Consider the following 12,968-nt stretch of genomic DNA (forward strand, 5'->3'; position numbering starts at 1 on the left):
ACCCGGAATGTCGGGCAGGACACCTCATCACGCGCAGGATTGCAAGCTGAGCAGCGTCAGAGTGCGGCGATACGCTGCACCAGGTCACGATCCCAGCCATAGGGATCCTGGCGGAAGTTCACCTGCCCGTCCGGCGTCACATAGGCCGTCCAATAGAGAAGATAGACGGCGATCTGCTGCGGCAGCTTGGCCCTCACCGTCTCGCCCGAGGCCAGGGTTTCGTTGACCTTTTCGGGCGTCCAGGTGGGATCGTCGCGCATCACTTCGTTGACGAGCTCGATCGGCTTTTGCAGTCGCACGCAGCCATGACTGGCCAGGCGGCTGAAGCTGTCGAACCGCGAGCGGCTGGGCGTATCGTGCAGATAGACGCCATAGGGGTTGTTGAAGTCGAACTTCACCTTCCCCAGCGCCGCCAACGGGCCAGCCTTCTGCTGCAGGCGCGAGCCGCCGCCTTCCGTCGGGATGACGATGAAGTCGTTCCGCGCCAGATAGCCGGGGCTGGCCCGCTCCTTGGGCCAGAGCTCCTTGGAGGCGATCGACTGCGGCACGTTCCAGGGCGGGTTCAGCACGATGCTGTGGATCATCGACGACAGCATCGGCGTCTCGTCGCCGGGCCGGCCGGTGACCGCCCGCATCGTCAAGGTCGGGGTGTCGTGGTGGAAGACCGACAGGATCGCGGCCGCGACGTTCACCTGGATGCGCTCGGCCGGAAGGGTCTGCGGCAACCAGCGCCAGCGCTCCATATTGGCGACGATCTGGTCAATCCGCCGCTCAACGGGAATGTTCAGCGCCGCCAGGGTCGCCTTGTCGACAATCCCGTTGGGATTGAGGCCAAAGCGCTTCTGCGCCCGCTGGACCGCCTGGGTCAGCGCCTCGTCGAAAACCGGCGCGGCGTCGACCGCAACGGTGGGGTCCTCGACCGCTAGGCGCGCCTCCAGCGCGACAACGCGGGCATCGGTCGCGCCCTCCTTGAGAGCGGGCCCCGCCGCAATCGGCAGCCAGCCGCCCTTGGCGGCGATCTCGCGATAGGTGGCGAGGCCCGTCCGCAGGGTCTGATAGCCCGTGTAAGGCGGGGGCAGGGTCTCGAGCCATTCGGCCAGGCGTCCCTGCTGCACGGCTGCGACAAACTCCGGCGTGGGGTCATAGGCGGCCGGGCGCAGCCCCCACTCGGTCTTGAACGCGCTGATGGGGAGGCGTCCGGTACGCACGGCGCGCGCATAGGCCAGCGTCAGGCTGACCAGTTGCGCCTGGCCGGCCGCACGCGAGGGGGCGTCGTCGGACATGTACAGCGCGATCGCCCGATCCGGCGAGAAGGCGGTCAGCGCGAAGCCATGGGAATAGGCGTCGCCAAGCACCGCCCGCAGCACGTCGACCTGATCCGGGGTGAACTGCACCGCCGACAGGTCCGGCGCGATCACCGAAGGACGCGGGGCGACCACCGCGCCGCTCTGGACGGGCCGAGCGCCCACCACGGGCGGACGTTGCGATTGCGCCTGGGCGACCTCGAGGGACAGAAGGCTCAACGTCGCCGCCACGACGCCGCAGGTTCTCGAAAATCGCATCACTATCGAACGGTCCGCCGCACTGGCGCGGCCAAGCCGCGTTAAGGATTACAGATGGCCGCGCAAGGCCGCCGACGTCAACGCGGGTAGCGTGAAAGGCGAGCCCTCCCTAGCCGCGCACAGACGTTTTTCGCTGACAGGAACCCGCAAGCCACACCGTTGGTTTCATCCCCGACCGGGCGCCGCCCGAAAGCTCGCGGGGGCGACGATGGACAAAGCCTTGCCAAAAAAGACACTCGATCTCTTCCCGATCGGCAACTGCGCCGTCAGCGCCATGATCGACACCGCCGGCCGCTTCGTCTGGGCCTGCGCGCCCCGTATCGACTCCGACCCGGTGTTCAGCGCCCTGCTGGACGACACGGATCCCGACAGCCCTGACGCCAACGGACTCTGGGACGTTCAGGTCGAGCGCCGCGCGGAGGTCCGCCAGGGCTATCTGCGCAACACGGCCATCCTGCGCACCGAGATCGCGGACGAGGACGGCGCGCGGTTCGAGATCATCGACTTCGCGCCCCGCTACCAGCAGTTCGGCCGCACCTTCCGCCCGACCGCCTTCGTGCGGCTGATCCGCCCCATCATCGGCGTCGCGCGCATCACCCTGCGCCTTCGACCAACTGCCGACTGGGGCGCCAAGATCGCCGAGCGAACTTCGGGCTCCAACCATATCCGATACCTTTGCTCGGACATGACCCTCCGACTGTCCACCGACGCGCCGGTGTCGCACGTTCTGGAGGAGCGGGCGTTCCGGCTGGAGCGGCCGATCGCCATGTATCTGGGGCCGGACGAAGGCTTCAACGCGCCCATCGGACCGACCTGCGAGCGGATGCTGCGGGAGACTGAGCAGTACTGGAAGCACTGGGTGCGGGGCCTGGCCGTACCGCTGGAGTGGCAGACGGCGGTCATCCGCGCGGCGATCACCCTCAAGCTCTGCATGCACGAGGAAACCGGGGCGATCGTCGCGGCCCTGACCACCTCGATTCCCGAACACGCCGATAGCGGCCGCAACTGGGACTATCGCTACTGTTGGCTGCGTGACGCCTACTACGTGGTCCAGGCGTTGAACCGTCTGGGCGCGGTGGACATCCTGGAGAACTATCTCGGCTATCTGCGCAACATCGTCGACCGCGCCGACGGCGGCCATATTCAGCCGCTGTTCGGGGTGGGCTTCGAGGAGGTGCTGACCGAACGCCTGGCGCCCGCCCTGCCCGGCTATCGCGGCATGGGGCCGGTGAGGGTCGGCAACCAGGCCTATGAGCACATCCAGAACGACGTCTATGGACAGATCGTCCTGTCGACCGTGCAGGCGTTCTTCGACGAGCGCCTGCTGCGGCCCGCCACCGTCGAGGATTTCCAGGCGCTGGAGCCGGTGGGCGAGCGAGCGTTTCAAATGCACGACCAGCCCGACGCCAGCCTCTGGGAGTTCCGGGGGCGGGCCAATGTCCACACCTATTCGTCGGCCATGTGCTGGGCCGCCTGCGATCGCCTGGGCAATGCGGCCGAGAAGCTGGGCCTGGAAGATCGCGCCGCCTTCTGGAACGATCGCGCCGCCCATGTGCGCAAGGTGATCGAGGACCGCGCCTGGAACGACACGCTGGGCCGCTTCGCCGCCACCTTCGACGGCGACGAACTGGACGCCTCGCTGTTGCAGCTTGTCGATCTGCGCTTCCACACCGCGGATGACCCGCGCAACGTCGCGACCCTGAAGGCCATCGAGGACGGACTGCGACGCGGCGCCTACCTCTTGCGCTACGCCATTCCCGATGATTTCGGTTCGCCCCAGACGGCGTTCAATATCTGCACTTTCTGGCTGATCGAGGCGCTGCACCTGGCCGGCCGAAGCGACGAGGCCCGCGCGCTCTTCGAAGACATGCTGTCGCGGCGAACGCCGGCCGGCCTGCTCTCCGAGGACATCGGCTTCGCCGACGGCGAGCTTTGGGGCAACTATCCGCAGACCTACTCGTTGGTCGGCCTGATCAATTGCGCGGTGCTGCTGAGCCGTCCATGGACGTCTGTCCGCTGATCCGTGTTGCGGTTTTCGCAAGATCTGAAATCCAGGCGTCATATCAGGCGCGCAACACCCGGCCCGGGACGTATCGCTATCGGAGGCGCTCATCGTGAGCCGTAAACTTGCCCTCGCCGGCGTCCTGAGCCTGGTGACCGCCGGCGCGGCGCAGGCTCAACAGGCCCAGCCCGCCGCCACGCCGCAGACGCCCGCCTCGAACGTCACGTCGTCCGATCTGGAAGACACCGAGGTCGAGGCCGTCACCATCACCGCCAGCGGCAAGCCATTCGGCGCGGTGTTGGGCGACATCCCGCCCGAACAGACCTTCACCACCGCCGACGTGCGCGCGATTGGCGTCAGTTCGGTCGAGGACCTGCTCACCGAACTGCAGCCCCAAACCACCAGCGGGCTTGGCGGCGATCCGGTCCTCCTGCTGAACGGGCGGCGGATCTCCGGGCGCGCCGAGATCCGAGACATCCCGACCGAAGCCATCCAGCGCGTCGAGGTCCTGCCCGAGGAAGTCGCCCTCAAGTACGGCTACTCGGCCGACCAGAAGGTCGTGAACATCGTGCTGCGCCAGCGCTTCCGCGCCTCCACGCTCGACGCCACGCTGGGCGGATCGACAGAGGGCGGCCAGATGACCGAGCAGCTCAACTGGAGCCGCCTGCAGCTGAACCGCCAGGGCCGCACCAACCTGTCGGTGAAGCTCCAGAACAGCGACCAGTTGCTTGAAAGCGATCGCGATCTCGTCAGTCGCTCCAGCACGGGCCTCTACGACTTCGCCGGCAATGTCACTCCGGCCAGCGGCGCGACCCTGACCAACCTGAGCGCCCTCGCCGGAACACCCGTCACCGTGGCCGGCGTTCCCGCTTCGGCCGCTGCGAGCGCGCCCGATCTGGCGGCCTTCCTGCCCACCGCTAACCGGGCCAACACCAGCGACATCACGGGTGATCGGACCCTGCTGCCGCAAAACCGCCAGCTGACCATCAACAGCGTCACCAACCGCTACATCCTCGACGACATCTCAGCCACGCTGAACCTGGGCCTGACCGCCTCGCAGAACGACTCGCTGCAAGGCCCCGCACGCGCGCGTCTGGTTCTCCCCGCCGCGAGCCCGTTCTCGCCGTTCGGGCAGGACGTGCTGCTCTATCGCTATCTCGGCGACCAGGACGCCCTGGGCCAGAGGTCCCGGAACATCGCGGGCAACGCCGGGGTCACCCTGAACCGCGACACCGAGACTCTGCGGCTGTCGCTCACCGGGACCTATGAGCGGGCGGTCAACAGAACTGAGACCGATCGCAGCGTCGACATCGCCGCCCTGCAAGGTCGGCTGACCGCGCTGGACGCCGGCCTGAATCCGTTCGGCGCCCTGCCCGCCCTGCCGCTGAACACCGATCGCGCCAAGTCGACGACCGACACCGCCGACCTGCAATTCGTCGCCAACCGCGCCCTGGCCAAGCTCCGGGCCGGGGATCTGTCGACCACCGTCAAACTCGGCGCCGCCGGCTCTCGCCTGGAGGCGACCTCGATCCGTTCGGGCGTCGAGAGCGACAGCACCCTGTCGCGGGGCGAGGCCAGCGCCCAGGTCAGCTTCGACCTGCCCCTGGCCAGCCGCCGCAAGGGCGTTCGCGCCGAGATCGGCGACCTGTCGGCGAACCTGAACCTCGCCGCGCGACAAGTCTCCGACTTCGGAACCCTGACCACATTGGGCGGCGGGCTCAACTGGTCGCCGATCAGGCCCGTCAGCATCATCCTGTCGGCGACGCGGCAAGAGAACGCGCCCAGCATCGCCCAACTGGGCAATCCGCTGATCGTGACGCCCGCGAGCCAGGTGTTCGACTATGTGCGCGGGACCAGCGTCGACGTCACGCGGGTCAGCGGCGGCAATCCCGACCTCAAGGACGAGACCCGCAACGTCCTGCGCCTGGGCGCCACCTACAGGCCCGAGAAGATCCAGGGCCTCTCGCTGACCGCCAACTACAGCCGCACGAGGATCGACAACCCTGTCGCCAGCTTCCCTGCCGCCACCGCAGCGGTGGAAGCCGCGTTCCCTGACCGCTTCACGCGCGACACCGACGGCGTGCTGACGCGGATCGACACCCGACCCGTGAATTTCCAGAAGCGCGAAAGCGAACAGGTCCGCTGGGGCTTCAATTTCTCGCGCCAGATCGGCAAGGCGCCGCCACCGCCGCCCGGCGGCTGGCGCGGCGGGCGGGGCGACGGCGCGGGGCGGCCCACGAGCGCGGCGCCGGAAGCCGCTTCGGAAACCAGCGCGCCAGCCCAAGCCGCAACCGGCGCCGCGCCGACGACGGGCGAAGAGGCGCCGCGCCCAGCGCTCGAGGGGGGATCCCCCAGCGGCGAAGGCCCCCGCTTCGGCGGCAGCGGCGGCGGCCGAGGTTTTGGCGGCGGCTTTGGACGCGGCGGCGGCAACCCGCGCGCCACGCGGCTGCAATTGGCGCTTTTCCACACGCTGCACCTCAAGGAGCAGGTCACCGTCGCGGAAGGACTTCCCGTCCTCGACCTTCTGGACGGCGACGTCCTCGGTTCCAACGGCGGCCAGGCGCGCCATCAGGTCGAGGCCCAAGCCGGGATCACCCGCTACGGGCTTGGCGCACGGCTCACCGCGAACTGGAAGAGCGCCACCCATGTCGACGGGGGGATCGGCGGCGCCACCACTGCGCTGGACTTTTCCAGCCTGACGACCGTGAACCTGCGCCTGTTCGCCGATCTGGGCGTCCGGCGCGAGCTGGTCCAGGCCCATCCGCTGCTGCGCGGGGTGCGCCTCAGCCTGGCCGTCAACAACCTGTTCGACGCTGAGACCAAGGTCCGCGACGCCAATGGCGCGACGCCCCTCACCTACCAGCCGGACTACCTCAATCCGCGCGGACGTGTGGTTCAGTTCACCGTCAGGAAACTGCTGTTCTAGACCCTGAATTGCGCTGTCCGATCACGCGCGCTTGACCACGGGTTGGGATCGAACGCCGCAGTTTCGCGTTGTGCCCGTCATGTTGCTTACCCATGAGGGGGTTCTCGCCATGACCGCTGCTCCATTCAGCGCGCGGACGGAATCCGTCGACCTGCACGCCCCGCCCCTGGATCTTCCCCGCAGCATCGCGCTGTTCCTGGATCTTGACGGCACCCTGGCGCCGATCATGCCGCGTCCCGATGACGTGGGCCCTGACCCAGCGCGCGCGCGGCTGCTGGCGCGCCTGCGTGAGACCCTCGAAGATCGGGTCGCAGTCGTCAGCGGGCGCTCGCTGCCCGACCTTGACCATATTCTGGGTCGCGGCGTTCCCGCCATCGGCGCCGTCCACGGCCTTGTCCGTCGGTCCGCCGACGGCGCCGTCACGACTCTGGAGCCCCATGCCGGCCTGGAAGACGCGCGCCGCATCCTGGGCGAACTGGCCCATTGCGACCGAGGCCTACTGTTCGAGGACAAGGGCCTTAGCGTCGCCCTCCACTACCGCAATGCGCCTAGCGCCGCCGAAGCGGTCATCGAGGCCGCCGAGCGCCTGTCGCAGGCCACGGGGCTGATCCTGCAACTGGGCGACATGGTGGCCGAGCTGCGCACGCCCGGCGCCGACAAGGGCGCGGCCCTGACGGCGTTCCTGCGCGAGACCCCCTTCGTAGGCGCGCTGCCGGTCTTCGTGGGCGACGACCTCACCGACGAGGACGGCTTCGAAGCCGCCCAGCGTCTGGGCGGGTTCGGCGTTCTGGTCGGGCAGCCGCGCCCGACCACCGCCCGCTACCGTCTTTCCGACACCCGCGACGTCAGCCGTTGGCTGCAGGCCCTCACCGCGCCGGTGACCGCATGAGCCGGCTGATCGTCGTCTCCAACCGTGTGAACCCGCCCAATCCGGCCGAGGGCGAAAGCTCGACCGGCGGTCTCGCCATGGCCCTGGCGGCGGCGCTTCGCGAGTATTCCGGCATCTGGTTCGGCTGGAGCGGCAAGACTGTCCCCGAGTTCACCGGCCAGCTGAACATGCAACGGATCGACGGCGTCACCGTCGCGACCGTCGATCTCGAGGAGACCGACTATCAGGAGTACTACAACGGCTACGCCAACAAGACGCTGTGGCCGCTGTTCCACTATCGCGTGGACCTGACCGCCTATGACCGCTCGTTCGGCCAGGGCTATGATCGCGTCAACCGCCTGTTCGCCCAGACCTTGCTGCCGCTGATCGAGCCCGACGACATCGTCTGGATCCACGATTATCACCTGATCCCGCTGGCCCGAGAGCTGCGACGGCTGGGTGTCACCAACCGGATCGGCTTCTTCCTGCACATCCCGTGGCCGGCCCACCAGCTCGTGGTCACCCTGCCGCGCCATCGCCAGTTGGTGGAGGCGCTGTTCGACTACGACCTGATCGGCTTCCAGACCGAGGAGTCGCTCCAGGCCTTCGAAGGCTATGTCTTCTCCGAGGTCGAAGGCGCCAAGACCGATCGCGGCGGTCTGGTCGCCTTCGGCAAACGGGCGCGCGCCGCGGCCTTCCCGATCGGCGTCGACGCCCAGGATTTCGCCCGCCTTGTCCGTAGCGACGCCGCGCGCAAGGTCTACGACCGGATGATGGCGCACAGCGTCTTTCGCAAGATGGTGGTGGGGGTCGACCGGCTCGACTACTCCAAGGGTCTAGAGGAGCGGGTCATCGGGTTCGAACGGTTCCTGCACGACCACCCCGACCTCCGCCGCGAAGTGATGCTGCTGCAGATCGCACCGATCTCTCGCGACGAGGTCGAGGCCTATCAGGATCTTCGCGGGAGGCTCGACGGCCTGATCGGCCGCATCAATGGGGCCTACGCCGAGATGGATTTCACCCCGATCCGCTGGGTCAATCGCTCCTACCGTCGCGACGAACTGGCGGGCGTCTATCGCGCCAGCAAGGCGGCGCTGGTTACGCCGTTGCGGGACGGTATGAACCTGGTCGCCAAGGAGTTTGTCGCCGCTCAGGATCCAGAGGACCCCGGGGTGCTGATCCTGTCGCGATTCGCCGGCGCGGCCCGCCAGATGAAAGCGGCCCTGATCGTCAATCCCAACAGTCCCGAGGAAATTTCGGATGCGCTGGAGCGCGCCCTGTCGATGGACCTCGTCGAGCGTCAAAGGCGCTGGCGGGACCTGTTCGACAACGTCCAGCGCGAGGACGTCACCGCTTGGCGAGACGACTTCGTCACCGCCCTGCGCGGCGAGCCGGAGACGCCCGACGCCGAGGACGATGAGCCGACGCCGTCGACGGTGCAAAGCCTTGACGTCACCGCCAAGGCTTTGAAGGCGCGCAACGCCGAGGCTCGCGAGGTGCGGGCTTAGAGGGCCCTACTCGCCCATCTCGTCGATGAGCTTCTTGAGCTTGGCGACTTCGTCCGGCTTGAGCGGACGGTGTTGGGCGAAGTGGCTGATGAGCGGCGCCAGCTGTCCGTCGAAGAGACGATCCAGCAGCCCCTGGCTTTCGGCCTGCACATAAGCGCTGCGGTCGACCAGCGGACGATAGCCATGCCTGCCGTCCGAGCGCTCGGACTTGATCGCCTTCTTCTTCAGCAGGCGATTGATCAGCGTCTTGACGGTGGCCTCGCCCCAGTTCTGCGCGGCGCCGACCTCGGCCACCAGTTCATCGGCTGACAGCGGCGAGCGGCGCCAGAGCGCTTCCATGACATGGGCTTCGGCGGAGGTGATGTGCATGACGCTTACATCCGTAATTCAACGCGCGACGCTATACCCGCTATTACGGGTGTCAAGTCGGTCCCGCCCTTACGCCCCACGACCCGACCCGTGATCCTCCCGCACACCTTGCGTTGCGCCGGGCCGAACGGCGTGATTGTCAATGACACCGGTTTCCATTAGAGACATCGCAAACCCCGAAAGCGGGGGACGTGCCGGATTCGAGGGAGGACTTGCGGCGTGACCGTTTCTGAGGCCGACAGCGAGATTTTCGCCCCTGCGGCCATCGCCCCCCAGTTCGTCAAGGCGCGCCAGCAGGGCGTCAGCGTTCCCGGCTACCCCGGCGGCGTGATTCCCCCGAGCATGGCCGACGGCTACGCGGTTCAGGACATCGCGATCGATCTTTGGCCTGACGAGCTGGTCGGTTGGAAGGTTGGCCTGGTGCCGCCACAGCATCGCGAACGCCTGGGCGCCGAGCGTCTGGCCGGCTGCATCTTCAAGTCCAAGGTCCAGCAGGCCTCGAGCGGCGAACCCAACAGCTTCCGCGCCATCGACGGCGGCTTCTGCGCCGTCGAGGCCGAGTTCATCATCCGCCTGGGCAAGGACGCCCCCGAAGGCAAGACCGACTGGACCGTCGAGGAAGCCGCCGACTACGTCGGCGAACTGCTGGTCGGCGTCGAGATCGCCGGCAGCCCCCTCAAGACCATCAACGCCCTTGGCCCCACGGTCGTGGCGTCAGATTTCGGCAATAACGATGGTCAGATCATTGGTCAGGCCATTTCCAACTGGCGCGATATCGCCTGGGAGGATATGCCCGTCGAGACCTTCATTAACGGCAAGTCGGTCGGTACGGCGTCGGCCGCGACGATCCCGGGTTCACCGCTCGCCGCTCTGGCCTTTCTGCTCGGAACCGTCGCCGCGCGCGGCAAGCCGTTGAAGAAGGGTCAGATCGTCACCACCGGCGCCACCACGGGCATTCACGACGTGGTCGCCGGCGACGTCGCCCACGTCAGTTTCGGCCCGTTCGGAACCGTGGACTGCGTGGCCGTTCCGGCCTGACGCCAACCACCGCGATAAAAAACACCAGGGGAAGGAAGCTAAGTTGATCGACGTTCCAAAAGCGCCCGAACCCTCCGAGAAGATCGGACGGTATCGCTGGGTCATCGTCACGCTGCTGTTTCTGGCGATGGTCATCAACTATGTCGATCGCCAGACGATCGGCTTCCTGAAGACCGACCTGTCCAAAGAGTTCGGCTGGAGCGAGAAGGACTACGCCGACCTCGTCTTCTACTTCCAGCTCTCCTACGCCGTGGCCTACCTCGTCTGGGGTAAGATCATGGACAAGATCGGGGCGCGCTGGGGCTTCGGCATCGCCTTCCTGATCTGGCAGGTCGCGCACATCGCCCACGCCGGCGCACGGGGCCTGACAGGCTTCATCTTCGCCCGCATGGCGCTGGGCGTCGGCGAGGCCGGGGGCTTCCCGGGCGGCATCAAGGCCGTCACCGAGTGGTTCCCCAAGAAGGAACGCGCCTTCGCCACCGGCATCTTCAACGCCGGCACCAATATCGGCGCCATCGTCACGCCGCTGGTCGTTCCGGCCATCGTGCTGACCTGGGGCTGGCAGATGGCGTTCATCGTCACGGGCGTCGCCGGTCTGATCTGGCTGCCGATCTGGCTGCTGGTCTACCGCACCCCGCGCGAGACCAAGACGCTGTCGGCCGCCGAACTGGCGCACATCGAGCAGGACCCGGCCGATCCGGTCGAAAAGATCGCCTGGACGAAACTGCTGACCAAGCGCGAAACCTGGGCCTACGCCCTGGGCAAGTTCCTGATCGACCCGATCTGGTGGATGTTCCTGTTCTGGCTGCCCGACTTCCTGGGCAAGCGCTACGGCATGGACCTCAAGACCTTCGGCCCGCCGATCGTCGCCATCTATCTGCTGTCCGACGTGGGTAGCGTCGGCGGCGGCTGGCTGTCCTCGCGCCTGCTGAAGAACGGCGCCAGCATCAACAAGGCCCGCAAGCTGACCATGCTGGTTTGCGCCCTGCTGGCCGTGCCGGTGATGTTCGCCTCCTTCGCAGACTCGGTCTGGCTGGCCGTGCTGATCATCGGCGTCGCCACCGCCGCTCACCAAGGCTTCTCGGCCAATCTCTACACCCTGCCCTCGGACGTCTTCCCGCGCGGCGCAGTCGGCTCGGTCGTCGGCATCGGCGGCATGCTGGGCGCCTTCGGCGGCATGGTGTTCTCGAAGTACATCGGCGGCGTGCTGGAAAGCATCGGCACCTACACGCCGATCTTCATCGTGGCCGGCAGCGCCTATCTGATCGCCCTTCTGGTCGTCCACCTGCTGACGCCCAAGATGGAGCCGGTGAAGATCTAGTCACCGCCTTCACGCGAACGCGATCCGGGCCGGGGAGCCATCCCCGGCCCTTTTCGTATCAAGCTTGAACTGGGGCGGATCAGGGTGGCGCGCCGTAAAAAGCGCTCTAAGTAAGACTCATGCGCACACCCTTGCTCACCGCCTCCGCCGCCCTCGCCGCCGCCTTGGCCGCCTGTGGTCCCGCCCCTGCTCAGCCCGGTCAGGCCGGCGCGCCGGTCGAAAGCCGCGCGCCCAACGCGCCCGACCAGAAGCCCGCCTTCGCCGGCCAGACCCGCGCCCCGGGCCTGAACTCCGGCGTCACCGGCCAGTACCAGACCCTGGCCAGCGGCCTGGAGCATCCGTGGGGCATGGCCTTCCTGCCGACCGGCGAAATCCTGGTGAGCGAACGCGCCGGCCGCCTGCGGGTCTTTGGCAAGGACGGCAAGCTTTCGCCTGCGGTGACGGGTCTCCCGGCGATCTACGCGCAGGGCCAGGGCGGCCTGCTGGGCCTCGCCCTGGATCCCGACTATGCCAAGAACGGCCTCGTCTACTGGGCCTACGCCGAAGAGGTCGACGGCGTGAACGGCACCGCCGTAGCGCGCGGCAAGCTGACCCTGGGCGCCGCGCCCAAGGTCGACAATGTGCAAGTGATCTGGCGCCAGACGCCGAAAATGGCCAGCGCCCTGCACTTTGGCGGCCGCCTGGTCTTCGCGCCCGACGGCAAGCTCTTCATCACCACCGGCGAACGCTCGGTCATGGCCGGCCGCGTGCAGGCCCAGAACCTCGACGGCACGCTGGGCAAGGTCGTACGGATCAACGCCGACGGCTCGATCCCCAGCGACAATCCGTTCGTGACCACGGCCGGCGCCAAGCCCGACATCTGGTCGCTGGGCCACCGCAACATCCAGTCGGCTACGCTGGACGCCCAAGGCCGGCTGTGGACCGTCGAGCATGGCGCGCGCGGCGGCGACGAACTGAACCGTCCCGAGCCCGGCAAGAACTACGGCTGGCCGCTGATCACCTATGGCGAGGAGTACTCGGGCAAGGCGATCAGCGACGGCGCGACCCAGAAGGAAGGTCTGGAGCAGCCGGTCTACTACTGGGACCCCGTCATCGCCCCATCCGGCATGGCCATCTATGACGGCGCCCTGTTCCCCGCCCTGAAGGGCAGCGTGCTGATCGGCTCGATGCGCGAGCAGCATGTCGCGCGCCTGGTGCTGAAGGACGACAAGGTGGTTGGCGAGGAGCGCCTGTTCACCGACATCGGCGGCCGCGTCCGCGACGTCGCGGTCGGTCCGGACGGCGCGATCTATGTCGTCACCGACGAGGAAGACGGCAAGCTGATCAAGATCACGCCGAAGGGCTGATCTCGAAGGCAGGGCCTGAGCCGAGACG

At 67.4% G+C, this 12,968-nt stretch carries 9 protein-coding genes; 7 read left to right on the plus strand and 2 right to left on the minus strand.

All coding sequences use genetic code 11. The features are described from left to right. Positions 1–56: 56 nt before the first annotated feature. Entirely contained in the window at positions 57–1,565 is a 1,509-nt protein-coding gene (locus J2X45_RS15215; protein ID WP_310216271.1) for a L,D-transpeptidase family protein, read from the minus strand. Positions 1,566–1,770: 205 nt separating this feature from the next. Here J2X45_RS15215 and J2X45_RS15220 point away from each other — a divergent pair, with 205 nt between their 5' ends. The 4 genes from J2X45_RS15220 (at position 1,771) to J2X45_RS15235 (ending at position 8,866) form a co-directional block, all read left to right on the plus strand. Beyond that, on the plus strand, positions 1,771–3,582 hold the full coding sequence (locus J2X45_RS15220) for a glycoside hydrolase family 15 protein (protein WP_310216272.1): 1,812 nt from the start codon (positions 1,771–1,773) through the stop codon (positions 3,580–3,582). A 94-nt stretch (positions 3,583–3,676) separates the two neighbouring features. Beyond that, a complete protein-coding gene (locus J2X45_RS15225; RefSeq protein WP_310216276.1) occupies positions 3,677–6,490 on the plus strand; it encodes a TonB-dependent receptor in 2,814 nt (937 codons plus the stop codon). 109 nt (positions 6,491–6,599) lie between these two features. Next, a complete protein-coding gene (gene otsB, locus J2X45_RS15230) occupies positions 6,600–7,379 on the plus strand; it encodes a trehalose-phosphatase (protein WP_310216279.1) in 780 nt (259 codons plus the stop codon). Then, the gene (locus J2X45_RS15235; protein WP_310216280.1) at positions 7,376–8,866 is read left to right on the plus strand and encodes a trehalose-6-phosphate synthase; all 1,491 of its coding nucleotides are present in this window, start codon (positions 7,376–7,378) and stop codon (positions 8,864–8,866) included. Before otsB ends, J2X45_RS15235 begins: the two co-directional genes overlap by 4 nt. Positions 8,867–8,872: 6 nt before the next feature. On the opposite strand, the gene J2X45_RS15240 is transcribed toward J2X45_RS15235, so the two are convergent. After that, positions 8,873–9,235 (minus strand): BlaI/MecI/CopY family transcriptional regulator, encoded by a 363-nt coding sequence (locus J2X45_RS15240; protein WP_310216283.1) that lies wholly within the window; start codon positions 9,233–9,235, stop codon positions 8,873–8,875. Between the two features lie 219 nt (positions 9,236–9,454). On the opposite strand from J2X45_RS15240, the gene J2X45_RS15245 reads away from it, so the two are divergent. From J2X45_RS15245 to J2X45_RS15255, 3 genes are all read left to right on the plus strand, one after another. Next, the gene (locus J2X45_RS15245) at positions 9,455–10,273 is read left to right on the plus strand and encodes a 2-keto-4-pentenoate hydratase (RefSeq protein ID WP_310216285.1); all 819 of its coding nucleotides are present in this window, start codon (positions 9,455–9,457) and stop codon (positions 10,271–10,273) included. Positions 10,274–10,319: 46 nt separating this feature from the next. Beyond that, positions 10,320–11,594 (plus strand): MFS transporter, encoded by a 1,275-nt coding sequence (locus tag J2X45_RS15250; RefSeq protein WP_310216737.1) that lies wholly within the window; start codon positions 10,320–10,322, stop codon positions 11,592–11,594. 119 nt (positions 11,595–11,713) lie between these two features. After that, entirely contained in the window at positions 11,714–12,940 is a 1,227-nt protein-coding gene (locus J2X45_RS15255; RefSeq protein WP_310216287.1) for a PQQ-dependent sugar dehydrogenase, read from the plus strand. Positions 12,941–12,968 lie beyond the last annotated feature (28 nt).

Origin of the sequence: Caulobacter sp. BE264 (assembly GCF_031457805.1) — a bacterium.
GTDB lineage: Bacteria > Pseudomonadota > Alphaproteobacteria > Caulobacterales > Caulobacteraceae > Caulobacter.

Bases quoted from the DNA above. Each gene is read 5' to 3' on its own strand.
- J2X45_RS15220 (WP_310216272.1), top strand. From the start codon at position 1,771: ATGGACAAAGCCTTGCCAAAAAAGACACTCGATCTCTTCCCGATCGGC.
- otsB (WP_310216279.1), top strand. From the start codon at position 6,600: ATGACCGCTGCTCCATTCAGCGCGCGGACGGAATCCGTCGACCTGCAC.
- J2X45_RS15235 (WP_310216280.1), top strand. From the start codon at position 7,376: ATGAGCCGGCTGATCGTCGTCTCCAACCGTGTGAACCCGCCCAATCCG.
- J2X45_RS15240 (WP_310216283.1), bottom strand. From the start codon at position 9,235: ATGCACATCACCTCCGCCGAAGCCCATGTCATGGAAGCGCTCTGGCGC.
- J2X45_RS15255 (WP_310216287.1), top strand. From the start codon at position 11,714: ATGCGCACACCCTTGCTCACCGCCTCCGCCGCCCTCGCCGCCGCCTTG.